Below are 17,712 nucleotides of genomic sequence, written 5' to 3'. Positions count from 1 at the left end.
GGCAATGCTGCTAGAACCTGCGACGACGGCTTCCCGACCGGGCTCGGACCCCACTCCGCTGACGCACCTCCAGCGGCTGGAGGCCGAGAGCATCCATGTGCTGCGCGAAGTGGTCGCCGAGGCCGAGCGGCCGGTGATGCTCTATTCGGTCGGCAAGGATTCGGCGGTGATGCTGCATCTGGCGCGCAAGGCCTTCCACCCAGCCCCGCCGCCGTTTCCGCTGCTCCACGTCGATACGACGTGGAAATTCCAGGCGATGTACGCGCTGCGCGACCGCGCCGCCGCCGCGGCGGGGATGGAGCTGATCGTCCACCACAATCCCGACGCCATGGCGCGCGGCATCAATCCGTTCGACCATGGCAGCCTGCACACCGATCTGTGGAAGACCGAGGGGCTGAAACAGGCGCTCGACCGGCACGGCTTCGACGCGGCGTTCGGCGGCGCGCGCCGCGACGAGGAGAAGAGCCGCGCCAAGGAGCGGGTGTTCAGCTTTCGCGACCGCAACCATCGCTGGGATCCGAAGAACCAGCGGCCCGAGCTGTGGAACCTCTACAACGCCCGCAAGGCCAAGGGCGAGAGCATCCGCGTATTTCCGCTGTCGAACTGGACCGAGCTCGACATCTGGCAATATATCCGCGCCGAGGCGATCGAGATCGTCCCGCTCTACTTCGCCGCGCCGCGCCCTACCGTCGAACGCGACGGCATGCTGCTGATGGTCGATGACGCGCGCTTTCCGGTGGCACCCGGCGAGACGCCGGTCGAGCGCTCGATCCGCTTCCGCACGCTCGGCTGCTATCCGCTCACCGGGGCGGTGGAGAGCGCTGCCGACACGCTGGACGCAGTGATCCAGGAGATGCTGCTCACGACGACCAGCGAGCGCCAGGGCCGCGCGATCGACAAGGACGCGGCGGGCGCCGGCATGGAGAAGAAGAAGCAGGAGGGCTATTTCTGATGTCCTCCGCCTATCGCCCCGACGCGCTGATCGCGCAGGACATTTCGGCCTATCTCGCGCAGCACGAGAACAAGTCGCTGCTGCGCTTCCTCACCTGCGGATCGGTCGACGACGGCAAGTCGACGCTGATCGGCCGCCTGCTCTACGATTCGAAGATGATCTTCGAGGATCAGCTCGCCGCGCTGGAGAGCGACAGCCGCCGCATCGGCACGCAGGGCGGCGAGATCGACTTCGCGCTGCTGGTCGACGGGCTCGCCGCGGAGCGCGAACAGGGCATCACCATCGACGTCGCCTATCGCTTCTTCGCGACCGAGAAGCGCAAGTTCATCGTCGCCGACACACCGGGCCATGAGCAGTATACCCGCAACATGGTGACCGGCGCGTCGACCGCCGACCTGGCCGTGATCCTGATCGACGCGCGCAAGGGCGTGCTCACTCAGACCCGCCGCCACAGCTTCCTCGCCCATCTGCTCGGCATTCGTCACATCGTGCTCGCGGTGAACAAGATGGACCTGATCGGCTATGACCGCGCGGCGTTCGACGCCATCGTCGCCGACTATCGCGCCTTCGCCAGCGAGATCGGAATCGCGGCGTTCACCGCCATTCCGCTGTCGGGGCTGCGCGGCGACAATATCGCCGCGGGATCGGAGGCGATGCCCTGGTATGACGGGCCGACGCTGATCGAGCATCTCGAAAGCGTCGAAGTCGACGTGACCGCCGCGCAAGCACGGCCGTTCCGCATGCCGGTGCAATGGGTGAACCGGCCCAACCTCGATTTCCGCGGCTTTGCCGGGACGATCGCGAGCGGCACGATCCGGCCGGGGGATCGGGTGCGTATCCTTCCCTCCGGGCGCACCACCAGCATCGCCCGGATCGTGGGCTTCGAAGGCGATCTCGACGCGGCCGTCGCCGGCCAGTCGGTAACGCTGACGCTTGCCGACGAAGTCGATTGCTCGCGCGGCGACGTGATCGCCGCCGCCGATGCCCCGCCCGAGGCCGCCGACCAGTTCGAAGCCACGCTCGTCTGGATGGACCCGGCCGAGCTGCTGCCTGGCCGCAGCTATTGGCTAAAGCTCGCCACCCAGACGGTGAGCGCCACGATCCGTCAGCCCGAACATGCGATCGACGTGAATACGCTGGCCAAGCTGCCCGCCAAGACGCTGGGCCTCAACGACATCGGCGTGGCCGAGCTGGCGACCGACCGGCGCATCGTGTTCGAACCCTATGCCGACAGCCATGCGCTGGGCGGCTTCATCCTGATCGACAAGATGACCAACGCCACGGTGGCGGCGGGCATGCTGCACCATGCGCTGCGCCGTGCGCAGAACGTGCACTGGCAGACGGTCGAGATCACCCGCGAGGCGCATGCCGCGCAGAAGAACCAGTCGCCGCGGCTGTTGTGGTTCACCGGCCTGTCGGGATCGGGCAAGTCGACCATCGCCAATCTGGTCGAGAAGCGGCTGCACGCGCTGGGCAAGCACAGTTTCCTTCTGGACGGCGACAATATCCGCCACGGCCTCAACCGCGATCTCGGCTTTTCCGACGCCGATCGCGTGGAGAATATCCGCCGCATCGGCGAAGTCGCCAAGCTGATGACCGATGCCGGGCTGATCGTGCTGACCGCCTTCATCTCCCCCTTCCGCGCCGAGCGCGAGATGGTGCGGCGAATGATGCCGGAAGGCGAGTTTTTCGAGATTTTTGTCGACACGCCGCTCGAAGTTGCCGAAGCGCGCGACGTGAAGGGGCTCTATCGCAAGGCGCGCGCGGGCGAGATCGCCAATTTCACCGGCATCTCGAGCCCCTATGAACCGCCCGAGCGGCCCGAGATCCACATCGACACGCGCCGCACCAGCCCTGAGGAAGCCGCCGAGCGGATCGTCGAGCGGATCATGGGCGTCTGGGCACCCGTGCTGTGAACGACCACGAACTGGCGGCGTCGATCGCCGCCGAGGCGGGCGCGCTGCTGCTGCGCCTCCAGCGCGAGGGCACTGCGGGCAGCGCGCTCGGCGCGGCGGGCGACCGCCAGGCGAACGCGCTGATCCTGAAGCGGCTGCGGGCCGAGCGACCCGACGACGCGATCCTTTCGGAAGAATCGCCCGACGATCTCGCCCGCTGCGACGCTCGGCGCGCGTGGATCGTCGATCCGCTCGACGGGACCCGCGAATTCGCCGACTGCCGCGACGATTGGGCCGTGCACGTCGGCTTGTCAGTCGACGGAGCGGCGGCGGTCGGCGCGGTCGCCCTGCCCGCGCTGGACACGGTGCTGTCGACCGGAACGCCGCTGCCGCTGCCGCCCGGCAACCATCCGCCGCGCCTGCTGGTCAGCCGCACCCGCCCCCCCGCCGAAGCGGCGCGCGTGGCGCAGGCGATCGGCGCCGAGCTGGTGCCGATGGGCTCGGCGGGCGCCAAGGCGATGGCGGTGGTACGCGGGACCGGCGACATCTACTTGCATTCGGGCGGCCAGTTTCAGTGGGACAATTGCGCGCCGGTGGCTGTCGCGCTGGCGGTCGGGCTGCACGCCTCGCGGCTGGATGGATCGCCGCTCGTCTATAACGGCGCCGAGCGCGCGATTCCCGACCTGCTGATCTGCCGCCGCGAATGGGCGGAGCCGGTGCTGGAAGCGCTCTCCCGAAGCTGAGCATTGCTTGCGACTCGCGGATTCAGCGCGAGTCGCGGCTGGACCGAGTCCGCCCCTCATGGTAAACGAGCGCTTCAGGAGGGGGCGCTTGGGCTACGATATCTGGTTCGTTCTGGCGGTCTGCCTCAGCTTTTCCGCCTATGCCGTCTATCTGCTCGGGCTGCGCCGCGAGCTGGTGCGGCCGAATCGCGCCTCGTGGCTGATCTGGAGCGGCGCGACCGCGCTCGAAGCAGTCACCTATGCCGCGGTGAACCCCGGCGCGCCGCAGGGCTGGGTCTTTGCCATGTCCGCCGTCGCCTGCATCGCAGTCACCATCGGCATCTGGCGCCGCTCGTCCTGGGCGCCGCCGACCAATACCGAAACCGCGTGCATCGCCATATGCGCCAGCGCGCTGCTCGTCTGGGCGGTGTTCCGCGAGGCGCATTGGGCGCATCTGCTGGTCGTCGCCGCGGTGCCGGTGAGCTTCTGGCCGACGTGGCAGAGCGTGTGGCAGGACCGCACGCGCGAACGCTCCCCCGCCTGGGGCCTGTGGACGCTGGGCGATCTGGCGGTGCTGATCGTCGCGGTACGCGGGCCTTCGCTGGGGGTGGCCGAGCTTGGCTATGTGCTGGTCGAGCTGCTCTGCCATGCGAGCGTCTGGTTCATGATCGGGCTCGCGACGATCAATCCGATCCGCTCGCTGGGCGTGCGGCGCGGCCCGCTGTTCGTGCTCGACGCCTATCGGCCCACCGACAATCTGTTCCGCGTCGAGGAGAATCACCTCGGCAAGGCGGTTTACGCCGCGACGCGCTTCGCTCCGGGCGACACGCTGCTCGAATTCACCGGCCGCCGCTTTCGCGCCGATCAGATCCCCAGCATCATGCACGGGCGCAGCGACCGTTTCGTCCAGGTGACGCCCGACCATTATATGGGCCCGTCCGGCCGGCTCGACGATCTGGTCAACCACAGCTGCGACCCCAACGCCGGTCTGCGCTTCGTCGACGAGGGCGTGTTCCTGGTCGCGGTGCGCGACATCGCGCCCGGCGAGGAAGTGACCTGGGATTATTCGACGACGCTGACCCAGTCGAACTGGCACATGATCTGCCAGTGCCGAACGGAAAGCTGCCGCCGGGTCATCGGGAACTTCGAATCGCTCGATCCGGATCGGCAGGAGTGGTTCCGCGCGCGCAACCTGGTAGCGCCCTATCTGCGCCGGAAGGACAGCGTCACTCGCGAGCGCAAGGCGAGCTGAAGCGCGACCTGGCCCGGCGACTAGGCGGCGAGATCCTCGCTGTCCCGCATCTCCCCCGCCGCCTGCAGCGTGAGCACGGCGCGCGCGCCGGTGCCCGGACCGTCGCTGCGCAGCTCGAGCTTGCCCTGCATTGCGCCCAGCGCATTGGCGCACCAGTGCAGCCCCAGCCCGCCCGACTTGTGCTTGCGGGTGGAGAAACCGCGCTGGAACAGCGTCGGCGCCGAGCCGGGCTCGAAGCCGTCGCCATCGTCGCGGATCACGACGCGCACGCTGTCTTCCGCCTCGGTGACGGACACGGAGATGCTGCCGCTCTCGCGCCCGGTCGCCGCGATCGCCTCGGCGGCGTTGGCGAAGAGATTGCCGACCACCTGGCTCAGGATCACGCGGTTCGCGCGCACCCAGTGCGGCGTCGAGGGGAAGCCGAACGCGATCGAGCTGCCGCCCGAATAACGCGCGATCGTCGCATTCTGGGCGATGATGTCCGAAATGTCGCAGGCTTCGAGCTGCGGCCGCTCGTGCGCCGCTTCCTGCTGCTTGCCGATGATCTCGAGGACATGGTGCAGCGCCTCGCGCCCCACCTCGAGCTGGCGGCGGCGCTCCTCGCGCTCGGCCTCCATCGCTTCGGTGGCTGCGGCGAGGAAGGCCGCGAGCTTCTGCCGTCGCGCGGGCGGCAAGTCGTCGCGGATCAGCTCGGCGACCGCCTTGTCGATCAGGCCTCGATCGACTGCCTCGGAGCGGCCGAGCCCCTGGCTCAGGATGGTGCTGATCGGATTGAGTGCGTTGCGGACATTGTGCATCACCGCGACCGCACTTTCCGAACGGCCGAGCTTGAACGACTGCATCTCGAGCTGCTCGCGCAGATCCTTGAGCTGGCGGAGCATCGAATTGAAGCTGGTGACGAGGCTGCCGATCTCGTCGTCGCGCGGCGCCTCCTTCAGCAGCCGCATCGACCCGGATTCGCGTACCAGCCCCATGTGCCGCTCGACCCGGTGCAGCGGCCGGAGCACCAGCCGGGCGATCGCCCGCCGCAACACGATCAGCACGACGCCCATCAGCAGCACCGTGCCGAGCGTGGCGAAAAGCAGCATCCGCTTGCCGAGCAGCGACAGATCGCGCGGCACCGAATAGGCAGCGGTCGCGACCGGCGTATCGCCGGGGCCGCGGACCGGCACTGCGATTTCGACGCGCGAGACGTGCGGCACGACCGTCAGCTCCCTGACCTGAGTGTCGAGATCGAGCCGCGCCGAGATCTGGAGCAGCCGGCTGAGCTGTTCCGACGTGAGCGTGCGCGCCATCACCACATAGCCGCGCGGATCGCCGGTGCCGTCGCTGCGCCGGATGCGCGCGACGCCGATCGCGGCGATCATGTCGTCCAGCCGCATGTAGAAACTGCCCGAACTGTCGCTCCCGGCAATCGCATCGAGATCGACCTGCGCGAGCTTGTGCAGGAAGCGCGCCTTCATCTCCGGCGAATCCTCCTGCGTCGCGGTATCGATCCAGCGCGCGAGCACGACCGATCCGTCAGGGCGGACATAGGCCATGCCGGGGACCGCCAGATTGGCCATCGCGGTGGTGGAGAAAGAATCCTCCTCGAAGGCGCGGTTCGGGCGCCCCATATAGTCGTAGCTGTCGGTCCAGTCGCCATAGTCGCGCACCGCCGTCTCCAGCTTTGCGCCAAAATCCGCCAGCGCGGCACGGGTGCGCTCGACATGCGCGGAAACGGCGCTGTTTTCGAGCTGGTTGAAGCTCGGCGTGATGATCGCGGCGAGCAGCAGCGTGATCGCCGCCGAGCCGAGCAGACCGACCGCCGTGAGGATCAGGACGAGCTTCGCGCCGAGCGACACGGGAATACGCCTGCGCAGCCCGTGCGCGGCGCCGGCGAGCAGTGCCCGCATCAGCCGGTGGTCCCGTAACTCGCCTGTAGCTCCGGCTCCGCCTCGTCATCCGCCGCGAAATAGCGCTGCTCGGCGAGCGCCAGCGCCTGATCGGCGTCGACCGGACGCGCGAGGTGATAGCCCTGCAGATGGCTGCATCCGGCCGTCAGCAGCGTCTGGAGCTGCGCTTCGGTCTCGACGCCCTCGGCGACGACTTCGAGCCCCAGCGCGCGGCCGAGATGGATGATTGAATGGACGATCGCGGCGCTTTCGCGCTCGCGGCCCATGCCGTCGATGAAGCTGCGGTCGATCTTCAGACAGTCGAGCGCGAATTTGCGAATGTTGTACAGCGAGGAATAGCCGGTGCCGAAATCGTCGAGCGCGATGCGGAACCCCATCTGGCGCAGGCGATAGAGAGTCTCGGCGGCACGCTCGGCATCGTCGAAGATCGCGGTTTCGGTAATCTCGATCTGGAAGCGCGAGGGCGAGACGCCGCTGCGCTGCACGCGCTCGATCACATGGCCGACGAAATTCTGCCGGCGGAACTGGCGCGGCGAGAAATTGACCGAGACATATTGCCCCGGCCAGTGCTGGAGCGTCTTGAGCGCCTCGTCGATCGCCCAGTCGCCGAGCTCGTGGATCAGGTTCGATTCCTCGGCGATCGGAATGAACATCGCCGGCGAGATCGGGCCATATTCCTCGGTGTTCCACCGCATCAGCGCCTCGAACCCGACGACTTCGAGCCGGTCGCGATGCACGATCGGCTGATAGACCAGCCGGAGTTCGCCATTGGCAATGGCCTGACTCAAGCCGCTCTCGATCTGGCGACGGAAGCGGATCGACTCGTCCATGCTCTCGTCGAACGAGCGCGCGACGCCGCGGCCGGCACGCTTGGATTCGTTGAGCGCGAGATCGGCGCGACGCATGACGTCGATCGGATCGGTGGTCTCGTCGGGATCGACGACGACCAGCCCGATCGAGGCGCCGCCCTGCACCGAGTGGCCGAACACCTTGAAGCTCGTCGATACGGCCTTGATGAGCTTTTCGCAGCACATCGCCGCCTCGTCCTCGCCGATCACCCTCATCAGCACCGCGAATTCGTCGCCACCCAGCCGCGCGACCAGACTCCCCTCCGGCACGGTGCGCTGAAGCAGCTCGCAAACCATGCGGATCAGCTCGTCGCCCGCGAGATGGCCCAGCGTATCGTTGACGAGCTTGAACCGATCGAGGTCCATCATCGCCATCGCGAAGCAATCCCGGCCGCGAACATGCTCGGTAAGCGCGCGGAGAAAAGCGAGCCGGTTCGGCGCATCGGTCAGCGGATCGTGATTGGCCAAGTGAACGGCCCTGGATTCGTTTGCCGCAAGCTCGAGCTTCTGTTCCTCGAGCTCGTCGATCTTGGCGGCGAGCGCCTCGCGCGCCTGCGCGAGTTCGCGGTCCACCTGCCAGCGGTGCGCCAGCGCGCTCGCGGTCTGGAGCACTTCCTCGGCCTGGAACGGCTTGGCGATGTAGAAGATCTTGTCCGCGGGACCCGCCGCGCGGCTGATGTCGAGCGGCGAGAAATCGGAATAGCCGGTGACGATCACCAGATTGATGTCGGGATCGAGCGCGCGGATCCGCCTGGCGGTCTCCTTGCCGTCGATACCGGGGGGCATGCGCACGTCGATGAAGGCGACCGCGAACCGCTCGCCGCTCGCGATGCTGGCCTCCACTTCGGCGACCGCATCGAGGCCCTGACTCTGGTGATTGCAGTCAAAGACGATGGAATCGTTCGCTGACGGGGCATCGGGCGCATCACCGGCGCCTTCATCGTCGCCGAACAGCTCGGCCGCCATCGCCGAAAGCGCGGCACTGCTCCCCGCGCCGGTGGCGCCGGATCCGAACACCTGGCGATACGATTGGTGCATCGCCGGTTCGTCGTCCACGATCAGAATGCGCACTGCCGATGATCCCCTGCAACAGCCTTGCCATGGCGTAACCGGGCAGGGTTAAGGCGCAGTAAAAGCTGGCGCGGCTCCGCCCCCGCCTGGCCCGGCGGAACTGCCGCAGAGCGTGCGGTGCGCTTAGCAATTGATTCATCGCAAAAGCGCAGTACCACGAGACCGATGGCCAGTTCCGAGTACAATGCCGAGCCAGCGGCCGGACGCACGCCGGGAGTTGAACCGCTGCCCAGCGGCGAGAACGAATTTCGCCTGATCGCCGATAGCGCACCGGTGCCGATCTGGGTGACTCGCCTCGACCGGACCCGCAGCTTCGTGAACCGTGCCTATCTGGATTTCCTCGGCGTCGACTATCCCGCGGCACTGGTGTTCGATTGGCGCGCGATCATCCACCCCGACGATCAGGATCGTATCGTCGAGGAGTCGATCGCCGGCGAGGCCGGTCTGCAGACCTTCACGCTCGAGGGCCGCTATCGCCGCGGCGACGGCAGCTGGCGCTGGCTGCGGTCGGTGTCGCAGCCGCGGCGCGACGCGCGGGGACGACACATCGGCTTCATCGGCGTCGCCCACGACGTGACCGAGGCGAAGGAAGCCGAACTCGCGCTGCGCGAGCGCGAGGCGCAGCTTTCGGCCTTCGTCAATCAGGCGACGGCAGGCTTCGCCCAGACCGATCTCAGCGGCCGGTTCACGCTGGTGAACGACCGCTTCTGCGCGATCTCCGGCTGGACGCGCGCGGAGCTGCTCGACCGGACGATGCAGTCGATCACGCATCCGGACGATCTCGGCAGGAACCAGAAGCTGTTCGATCGCGCCATTCGCGAGCGCGTGCCGTTCGTGCTCGAGAAGCGCTATGTCCGCAGCGACGGCGAGATCGTGTGGGTGAACAATTCGGTCGCGATCCTCCGCCGGGAAGACGGCGAGCCCTTTGGCACGCTCGCGGTCACGATCGATGTCACCGATCGGCGCGCGAACGAGATCGCGCTGCGCAAGAGCGAGGAGAGCATCCGCCTCGCCGTCGAATGTGCGGGCATGGCGACCTGGGAACTCGATCTCGCCTCGATGAGCGGAGTCTGGTCCGCAAACCGGTTTGATCTTCTTGGACTCGAGCGCCATCCGGCCGGAGAGGGCTCGGTCGACGACTGGCTGGCGCGCGTCCACCCCGACGATCGCGAAGCGGTGCGCGCGGCTGCCTTCGGCTGCTTCGACGATTCGAGCCCCTTCACGATCGAGTATCGGATCCACCGGGCCGATACGGGCGAGGAGCGCTGGCTGCAGAGCCATGGAAGCTGCATCGAGCAGGGCGAGGAGCGCGCCCGGCGGTTCGTGGGCGTGTCGTTCGACGTCACCACGCGCAAGCGCGCCGAACAGGAATTGCGCGCCAGCGAGGCGCGCTTCCGCACGATCTTCGAACAGGCGAACGATTATCTGATCACCTGCGATCTCGATCACCGGATCACGTCGGTGAACCCCGCGCTGCTCGCTGCACTCGGCTATGCGGAGGATCAGCTCGTCGGCCGCTCGATCGGCGATTTCATGGACGCGGACCAGTTCGCCCAAAGCCGCGAGATGCTCCGGCGCAAGCTGATCGAGGGCGGGACCACGCGGCACACGATCCGCGTGCGCTCGAGCGACGGGCGCGAGCTGGTCTGGGAAGTCAATTCACAGCTCACGTTCGACGAAGAGGACGGCACCATCACCGGGCTGCACGCGATCGCGCGCGACGTGACCGAAGCCAAGCGGTTCGAGGCGCATCAGCGGCTGCTGATCGACGAACTCAACCACCGGGTGAAGAACACGCTGGCGATCGTCCAGGGCATTGCGCAGCAGACCTTCCGCATCGAGGAAGACATGGCGGCGGCGCGCGCCGCGTTCGAGGGGCGGCTGGCAGCGCTGTCCGAAGCGCACAATCTGCTCACGCGCGAACACTGGTCGCCGGTTTCGATGGCGCGGATCATCAGCGACGCGGTCGCGCCGCACGGCGGCGGCGAAGGCCGCTTCCTGCTCGACGGACCCGACCTCGCGCTCGCCCCCAAGACCGCGATCTCGCTGGCGCTGGCGGTGCACGAACTGGCGACCAACGCCGTCAAGCACGGTGCGCTTTCGGTGGCCGAGGGAGCGGTGACGATCCGCTGGAGCCGCGACACGGACCGACTGCTGCTCGAATGGACCGAGCGCGGCGGACCGCCCGTGCGCCACCCCGAACGCCGCGGCTTCGGCACGCGGATGATCGAGCGCGGACTGGCCGCCGAGCTGGGCGGCAGCGTCACGATCCACTTCGATCCGGAGGGGCTGCGCTGCACCGTCGAAGCGCCGATCCCGAGCGCGGCCGCATGAGCCGCCTTGCCGGAATCCGCGTGCTGATCGTCGAGGACGAGCCGGTCGTCGCGATGTGCCTCGAAGACATGCTGATGGCGCTTGGGTGCAGCGTGATCGGCCCCGCCGGACGGCTCGCCGAAGGACTGGCGCTCGCCCGCGACGCGCAGGCGGACGCCGCCGTTCTCGACATCAACCTGGCGGGCGAACGCAGCGACACGATCGCCGCGGCGCTGCGGGCGCGCGGCATCCCGTTCGTCTTCGCCAGCGGCTACGGCAATGCGCCCGCGGGCTTCGAGGAAGGCGTGCCGTTGCTCGGCAAACCCTATCGCGAAGCCGATCTGGCGGCGGCGCTGGAGCGCGTGCTGGCCTAGCCCGCGCTATTCGACGGTGACGGACTTGGCCAGGTTGCGCGGCTGATCGACGTCGGTGCCCTTGGCGACCGCGACATGATAGGCGAGCAGCTGGACCGGCACCGCATAGACCAGCGGCGCGATCAGCGGATGCACCTTGGGCATTTCGATCGTCGCCATCGCGTCCTCGCCGGCCTGGGCGAGCCCCTCGGCATCGCTGATGAGCACCACCTGCGCGCCGCGCGCCTGCGCCTCCTGCATGTTGGAAACGGTCTTGTCGAACAGCGGCCCCGACGGCGCCAGCACGATCAGCGGCACGGAATCGTCGATCAAGGCGATCGGCCCGTGCTTCATCTCGCCCGAGGCATAGCCCTCGGCATGGATGTAGCTGATTTCCTTGAGCTTCAGCGCGCCTTCGAGCGCCATCGGATATTCCGGACCGCGGCCCAGATACAGCACGTCGCGGGCACCGGCGATGGTATGCGCCATCGCCTCGATCTCGGCATCGTGCTGGAGCGCGGCGTTGATCGCGGCGGGCGCCTCGAGCAGATGGCGAACGATCTCGCGTTCCTCGCCTTCCGACAACAGCCCCCTGGCGCGAGCGAGATTGACCGCGAGCGCGGCCATGACCGCGAGCTGGCAGGTGAACGCCTTGGTCGAGGCGACGCCGATTTCCGGCCCGGCGTGCGTCGACAGCAGCAGATCGACCTCACGCGCCATCGAGCTGGTCGGCACGTTGATGATGCCGGCGGTGGTCATGCCGTTCGCCTTCATGTGGCGCAGCGCCGCCAGCGTGTCGGCGGTCTCGCCCGACTGGCTGACGACGACGCCGAGCGTGTTCGGCAGCAGCACCGGATCGCGATAGCGGAACTCGGACGCGACATCGACTTCGACCGGGAGCCGCGCGAACCGCTCGATCCAGTATTTGCCGATCATCCCGACATAGCTGGCGGTGCCGCAGGCGACGATCGCCACGCGCTCGGTGCCCGCCAGATCGAACGCCATGTCGGGCAGCGCCACGCGTTGCTCGACGGGCCGGACGTACGACGCGAGCGTCTGCGCCACCACCACCGGCTGCTCGAAGATTTCCTTAAGCATGAAGTGGCGGTGATTGCCCTTGTCGATCATCGCCGGGGACACGCCCGACGGCACGATCGCGCGCGTGACCGGGCGATTGTCGCGGTCATACACCTCGATGTCGGTGCGCGTCAGCACCGCCCAGTCGCCTTCGTCGAGATAGGCGATGCGCTGGGTCAGCCCCGCCAGCGCATGCGCGTCCGAACCGAGGTAATTCTCGCCCTCGCCATAGCCGACGGTCAGCGGCGCGCCCTGCCGCGCGGCGATCAGCAGATCGGGCTGGTTCGCGAACAGAAAGGCAATGGCGAACGCGCCGTGCAGCCGGGGCAGCACCGCGGCGACCGCGTCCTGCGGCGACTTGCCCGCCTTGAGTTCACGGTCCACCAGATGCGCGACCACTTCGGTGTCGGTCTGGCTGTTGAACGTGCGCCCGTCGGCGATCAGTTCGTCGCGCAGCGGTTTGAAATTCTCGATGATGCCGTTGTGAACGATCGTGACGTCGCCGACGATGTGCGGGTGCGCATTATCCTCGGTCGGCGCGCCGTGCGTCGCCCAGCGAGTGTGCGCGATGCCGATCGTGCCGGGCAGCGGATCCTCCGCCAGCCGCGCGCCCAGCTTCGCCAGCTTGCCCTCGGCGCGGCGGCGCAGGATCGCGCCGTCGTGCAGCGTCGCGATTCCGGCCGAGTCATAGCCGCGATATTCGAGCCGCTTCAGCCCGTCGAACAAGCGACCAGCGACGTCTTCCGCGCCCAGAATACCGACAATACCGCACATGCGCTTGGCGTTCCTTTTCGGTCAGCGGGGGAAATTGGTGTCGACGAAGGTGCGGGCGAATTCGACCGGATCGGGCTCCTTGCCGACCGTCTGGACGAACCGCACCCGGCCCTTCTCCCAGACTTCGCGGATCGCACCCTGCATCCCTTCGGGAAACTGCATCTCGCGCACCACGATCTCGCGCCAGCTTCCCTGCACGCCATAGCTGTCGCGCAGCTGCGGCTCGATCGCGGTCAGCGCCGCCTCGGCGGTGGTGTCGAGCGCGTCGATCGCATCGAGGACGTAGCTGTCGAGGAGCTTGAGGAACGGCTTGCCTTCGTAACGATCGGTCATGTGCTTCCTTTCCGTGCGGCCATGCGCTCGCGGAAGCGTCGGGCCCAGCCGGGCCGCGCCTCCTGCGTGCCGCGCGCCACGGCCAGCGCATCGGCTTCGACATTCGCGGTGATCACCGACCCGGCACCGATCATCGCGCCCGCGCCCACCGAGACGGGGGCGACAAGCGCAGTGTTCGATCCGACGAAGGCCCCCGCCCCTATCTCGGTGCCGTATTTGCCGAACCCGTCATAGTTGCAGGTGATCGTCCCGGCGCCGATGTTGGCGCCGGCGCCGATCACCGCATCGCCCAGATAGGTGAGGTGGTTCGCCTTCGCACCCTTGCCGAGAACCGCTTTCTTCGTCTCGACGAAATTGCCGATCCGCGCGCCCTCGCCCAGCTGCGTGCCGGGGCGCAGCCGCGCGAAGGGGCCGACCGATGCGCCCGACCCGATCGTCGCGCCTTCGATGTGGCAGAAGGCGTGGATCGTCGCACCGTCGGCGATCGCCACGCCGGGTCCGAACACCACATTGGGCCCGATCGTCACGTCGCGGCCGATCGCCGTATCGTGCGCGAACCACACGGTTTCGGGCGCAGTCAAGGTGGCGCCCTCGGCCATCGCGCGCGCGCGGCGGGCCGATTGCCATTCGGATTCGAGCGCCGCCAGCTCGCCGCGGCTGTTCACACCCGCCACTTCCCGCGCGTCGGTTTCGATCACTGCGCTGTGGCGGCCGTCGGCAGCGGCGAGCACGACGATATCGGGCAGATAATATTCGCCGGCGGCGTTGTCGTTGCCTACCCGCCTAAGCAGCGCAAACAGGTCTGCGGAACGAACCGCCATCAGTCCCGAGTTGCAGAGCGTCTCCGCGCGCTCCTGCGCGGTCGCGTCCTTGAACTCGACCATCTTGGCGATCCGCCAGTCGGGATCGGCGATCACGCGGCCATAGGCGCCCGGATCCGCGGGCCGGAAGCCGAGCACGACGGCGGCGGGCGCATCGTCGCCGTGCAGCCGATCGAGCATCCGCCGCATCGTGGCGGGCGTCACCAGCGGCACATCGCCATAGAGGATCAGGACGTCGCCCGCGAAACCGGCGAGCGGCGCTTCCGCCTGCGCGACGGCATGGCCGGTGCCGAGCTGTTCGGCCTGGTGCACCGTCTCGGCGCCATGCGGGTGTACCGCCGCCTCGACCTGCTCGCGCCCGGCGCCGACGACGACGATCGTCCGCTCGGGTGCCAGCGCGCCCACGCTGGCGACGAGATGCAGCAGCATCGGCCGTCCGGCGATCGGATGGAGCACCTTGTGGAGATCGGATTTCATCCGCGTCCCCTTGCCCGCGGCAAGGATCACGGCGGCTACCGGCGTGGTCATGCAAGCCTCCTGAAGCCCTGCCCCTGCCATGATCTCCTTGCCAATTCCATAGCGATGCTGGCACCAGCGCCGCCATGGCATCCTTCCCCTTCGACATCGTCGGTTTCGATCTGGACGGAACCCTGCTGGACACCAGCGCCGACCTGACCGCCGCCGTGAACCATGCGCTCGCCGCGGCGGAGCGCCCGCTGCTGACGTCCGCCGACGTGGTGCCGATGGTGGGCGGCGGCGCGAAGAACATGCTGCGCCAGGCGCTCGATGCGACCGGCGGATGCCCGGACGACGAGTTCCGCCGCCTCTACAAGCTGCTGCTCGGCCATTATGAGGAGCATATCGCCGACGGCACTCGGCCCTTTCCGGGCATGATCGACGCACTCGACCGGCTCGACGCGCTGGGCGTGACCACCGCCGTCGTCACCAACAAGTTCGAAGGCTTCGCCGAAAAGCTGCTCGGCGCGCTCGGCCTGCGCGAGCGCTTCGCCTGCCTGATCGGCGGCGACACGATGGGCAAGGGCTTCGCCAAGCCGCATCGCGCTCCGATCGACGAGATGATCCGCCGCTGCGGCGGCGGCCGCGCGGCATTCGTGGGCGATTCGATCTACGACATGGGCGCGGCGCGGAACGCAGGCGTTCCGGCGATCGCAGTCAGCTTCGGCTTCCTGCTCGGCCCGGTCGAGGAGCTTGGCGCGGATGCAGTGATCGACCACTACGAGGATCTCGTCCCGACGCTGCTCAGCCTGGCGAATGGCCCTTCCTGAACTTGGTCCAGAGATGCCGCGCCAGCAGATGCGGCGGCATCCGCAGCCGGTGCGACCGGATGTAGAAGCCGAGGCGAGTGGCCTTCCGGATCTGGCGTCCCCATCCGTCGCGCGCAGTCAACCGGCGCAGATAGAGACGATCCGCCCCGACCAGCCTCGACTGCTCGCCGGTATAGAGGGCCGCCCGCAGCCGCAGCGCGCGGGCCATCTCCGCCTCCAGCCCATGCAGCCTGGCGCGCGCTTCCAGCCGCTCGGCGAACCCCGGCCCGCCGAACTCGTCGAGCAGGCAGTGGATGTCCCACAGATTGCGCATGCCGCCCGCCAGATCACCGTCGGCGAACAGATGCGCGGCGGCGTGGCACAGCAGATCCTCGGGCGAAGGGATGCGCAGTCCGTTCGCCAGCGGGCGCGCATCGGCCAGCATCGCGGCGGCATCGGGCGTGATCCGCGCAGTGAGCGGCAGGATCGTGTGATGCACGTCGATCATCCGGTCACGCTCGCGATGGATCAGCGGCGGCAGCTCGTGCATCCATCTCCGGTAATAGGCGTCATCATAGGGATCGGGCTTCACCCATTCCCATCCCGCCGCGATCAGCGCCGTTTCGGCTTCGTCGATCCGGTCGCGCGGCACCAATATGTCGAGGTCGCCGATCTGGCGCCCGCGCCCTGCCGAAAGGCCCGCCGCGACGAAGGCGGTACCCTTGAGCAGCATCACCGGCATTCCGCTCGGCGCCAGCGCGCGACGCGCCATCTCCGCTTCCCACAGCGCGACGACGCGCCCCTGCTCGGCCGAAGCCCGCGCGTCGGCAAGGATGCGGCGAACCGCCTCGGGAATCGGCAACCCTTCGAGCCGCTGCGCGAGCGTGCCGATCAGCTGCTCGGCGCGCGCGATGGCAAGCAATGCGGTCCAGCCGGCGGAATCGAGCGCGGCGGTCGAGCCGGGATCGCGCAGCGCTGCGGCGAGAAGGCGGCCGTCGTGCCTCACAACGCGCTCCAGATTCGCTCGATCTGGGCGAGCGCGGTCTGCGCGTCGGGATAGTCGATCGCCCGCGCGGGCACGTCGCGCACCAGCCGAGTGAGCGATTCGAACCCGCGTTCGCCGAGCGCGGTATAGTTGGTCGACGCCTGAGTCAGCCGAACGAAGGTCTCGCTCGGCAGCACCGGCCGCTCGGCCGCCTCGAAGCCGAAGCGCGGGAACAGGATCAGCGCGGGATCGGCCGGCTCGGCCATTGCGGCGATGGCGCGGGCATCGGGAACCAGGTGACGGATCGCTCCCTTCGGCGTGCCCTCCAGCCGCGGGCCGAAGCGCGCCCGGGGCAGCGCCGCCTCGGCCACGGCAATGCCTTCGTTCTTCAGGCTGACCAGCCGGGGAAAGGCGTGGACACGGCCGGTCGCCGGATCGACGAGCGCGAACTCGTCACCCATCAGGCGCCAGCCGCCCGCCATCAGCAGCGCCGCCAGCGTCGATTTGCCCGCGCCCGAGATGCCGGTCATCAGGATCGTCCGCCCCTCGCGCTCGGCAGTGGCCGCATGGAGCAACAGATAGCGCCGCTGGCCGAGCGCCATCTGGAGGTTCATCCCCATCTCGGCGGCGAGCAGCCCCTGCGCCAGCGGCAGCGGGGCGGCATCGGGAATGACGAAGTCGCCACCGATCTGCACCGAAGGCCGCAATATGCGCCGCCACGGCCGCGCCGCGAAAAGATGGACGTTGAAATCGGGGATATCGTCGTCGGGCTGCGGATAGTCGGAATAGAGCGCGCGCACGGCGGCGACCGGACCGCGCCAATCGCTGCCGATCCGAAAGCCGATCGGGCCGATACGAAGCGATGCCGCGTGCCTCACAGCCGCTCCACCAGCCCGGCCGCAGCCAGTTCGTCCAGCCGCACCGCCAGCGCGACCGGATCGGCGTCGCCCAGCTCGTAGCGGGCGGTCAGACGACCCAGAAGATCGGGCGCGGTCAGCACCTCCTCCCCCAGCGCCTCGAGGATCTCGGGAACAGGCGAGTCGACGACATGCGTGATGCCGGAGGCGCGGTGGAACACCAAAGTCAGCGCGTCGAGCGGCACGATCCGCAGCGTCGCGGCATCGGCAGCGCGATAGCGATTGGCGGTCACGGCTCC

15 protein-coding genes are annotated in these 17,712 nt (G+C 68.2%); 7 read left to right on the top strand and 8 right to left on the bottom strand.

Annotation, left to right across the window (positions count from 1 at the left end; translation table 11 throughout):
• Positions 1–4 precede the first annotated feature (4 nt).
• The 4 genes from cysD to ACQ450_RS15600 all read left to right on the top strand — a co-directional run bounded on the left by cysD (position 5) and on the right by ACQ450_RS15600 (position 4,821).
• Positions 5–952 (top strand): sulfate adenylyltransferase subunit CysD, encoded by a 948-nt coding sequence (gene cysD, locus ACQ450_RS15615; RefSeq protein WP_431469962.1) that lies wholly within the window; start codon positions 5–7, stop codon positions 950–952.
• Positions 952–2,868: a sulfate adenylyltransferase subunit CysN gene (cysN, locus tag ACQ450_RS15610; protein ID WP_431469961.1), complete on the top strand. Its 1,917-nt coding sequence runs from the start codon at positions 952–954 to the stop codon at positions 2,866–2,868. Before cysD ends, cysN begins: the two co-directional genes overlap by 1 nt.
• The gene (locus tag ACQ450_RS15605; RefSeq protein ID WP_431469960.1) at positions 2,865–3,590 is read left to right on the top strand and encodes a 3'(2'),5'-bisphosphate nucleotidase CysQ; all 726 of its coding nucleotides are present in this window, start codon (positions 2,865–2,867) and stop codon (positions 3,588–3,590) included. The genes cysN and ACQ450_RS15605 overlap by 4 nt, the downstream gene beginning before the upstream one ends.
• A gap of 88 nt (positions 3,591–3,678) precedes the next feature.
• Positions 3,679–4,821 (top strand): SET domain-containing protein-lysine N-methyltransferase, encoded by a 1,143-nt coding sequence (locus tag ACQ450_RS15600; RefSeq protein WP_431469959.1) that lies wholly within the window; start codon positions 3,679–3,681, stop codon positions 4,819–4,821.
• A 20-nt stretch (positions 4,822–4,841) separates the two neighbouring features.
• Here the strand turns inward: ACQ450_RS15600 and ACQ450_RS15595 are convergent, their stop codons facing one another.
• Positions 4,842–6,716 (bottom strand): sensor histidine kinase, encoded by a 1,875-nt coding sequence (locus ACQ450_RS15595; protein ID WP_431469958.1) that lies wholly within the window; start codon positions 6,714–6,716, stop codon positions 4,842–4,844.
• Positions 6,716–8,635 (bottom strand): GGDEF/EAL domain-containing response regulator, encoded by a 1,920-nt coding sequence (locus ACQ450_RS15590; protein ID WP_431469957.1) that lies wholly within the window; start codon positions 8,633–8,635, stop codon positions 6,716–6,718. The genes ACQ450_RS15595 and ACQ450_RS15590 overlap by 1 nt, the downstream gene beginning before the upstream one ends.
• Before the next feature lie 165 nt (positions 8,636–8,800).
• Between ACQ450_RS15590 and ACQ450_RS15585 the strand changes: the two genes are divergently transcribed.
• Together ACQ450_RS15585 and ACQ450_RS15580 are read left to right on the top strand one after the other, a co-directional pair.
• Positions 8,801–10,969 (top strand): PAS domain-containing sensor histidine kinase, encoded by a 2,169-nt coding sequence (locus ACQ450_RS15585; protein ID WP_431469956.1) that lies wholly within the window; start codon positions 8,801–8,803, stop codon positions 10,967–10,969.
• Positions 10,966–11,322, top strand: coding sequence for a response regulator (locus tag ACQ450_RS15580; RefSeq protein ID WP_188054598.1), 357 nt, complete (start codon positions 10,966–10,968; stop codon positions 11,320–11,322). Before ACQ450_RS15585 ends, ACQ450_RS15580 begins: the two co-directional genes overlap by 4 nt.
• A 6-nt stretch (positions 11,323–11,328) precedes the next feature.
• Here the strand turns inward: ACQ450_RS15580 and glmS are convergent, their stop codons facing one another.
• From glmS to glmU, 3 genes are read right to left on the bottom strand one after another with little or no spacing between them, the layout of a single operon-like run.
• Complete coding sequence (gene glmS / locus ACQ450_RS15575) at positions 11,329–13,152, bottom strand: glutamine--fructose-6-phosphate transaminase (isomerizing) (protein WP_431469955.1); 1,824 nt, start codon at positions 13,150–13,152, stop codon at positions 11,329–11,331.
• A gap of 21 nt (positions 13,153–13,173) precedes the next feature.
• Entirely contained in the window at positions 13,174–13,485 is a 312-nt protein-coding gene (locus ACQ450_RS15570; RefSeq protein ID WP_188054596.1) for a hypothetical protein, read from the bottom strand.
• Positions 13,482–14,834, bottom strand: coding sequence for a bifunctional UDP-N-acetylglucosamine diphosphorylase/glucosamine-1-phosphate N-acetyltransferase GlmU (glmU, locus tag ACQ450_RS15565; RefSeq protein ID WP_431469954.1), 1,353 nt, complete (start codon positions 14,832–14,834; stop codon positions 13,482–13,484). Before glmU ends, ACQ450_RS15570 begins: the two co-directional genes overlap by 4 nt.
• A gap of 74 nt (positions 14,835–14,908) precedes the next feature.
• Here glmU and ACQ450_RS15560 point away from each other — a divergent pair, with 74 nt between their 5' ends.
• Positions 14,909–15,592 carry an HAD-IA family hydrolase gene (locus ACQ450_RS15560; RefSeq protein WP_431469953.1) on the top strand — a complete coding sequence of 228 codons (684 nt, stop codon included), beginning with the start codon at positions 14,909–14,911 and terminating at the stop codon, positions 15,590–15,592.
• Here the strand turns inward: ACQ450_RS15560 and ACQ450_RS15555 are convergent.
• Genes ACQ450_RS15555 through ACQ450_RS15545 form a run of 3 tightly spaced genes read right to left on the bottom strand, consistent with a single transcriptional unit; the run spans position 15,567 to position 17,706 of the window.
• A complete protein-coding gene (locus tag ACQ450_RS15555; protein ID WP_431469952.1) occupies positions 15,567–16,577 on the bottom strand; it encodes a nucleotidyltransferase domain-containing protein in 1,011 nt (336 codons plus the stop codon). The genes ACQ450_RS15560 and ACQ450_RS15555 overlap by 26 nt on opposite strands.
• A complete protein-coding gene (locus ACQ450_RS15550; RefSeq protein WP_431469951.1) occupies positions 16,574–17,434 on the bottom strand; it encodes an HprK-related kinase A in 861 nt (286 codons plus the stop codon). Before ACQ450_RS15550 ends, ACQ450_RS15555 begins: the two co-directional genes overlap by 4 nt.
• Positions 17,431–17,706 (bottom strand): HPr-rel-A system PqqD family peptide chaperone, encoded by a 276-nt coding sequence (locus ACQ450_RS15545; protein WP_431469950.1) that lies wholly within the window; start codon positions 17,704–17,706, stop codon positions 17,431–17,433. Before ACQ450_RS15545 ends, ACQ450_RS15550 begins: the two co-directional genes overlap by 4 nt.
• Positions 17,707–17,712 lie beyond the last annotated feature (6 nt).

Origin of the sequence: Sphingosinithalassobacter sp. LHW66-3 (assembly GCF_050703275.1) — a bacterium.
Classification (GTDB): Bacteria; Pseudomonadota; Alphaproteobacteria; order Sphingomonadales; family Sphingomonadaceae; genus Sphingomonas.
This window is presented reverse-complemented; position numbering and strand designations above follow the sequence as displayed.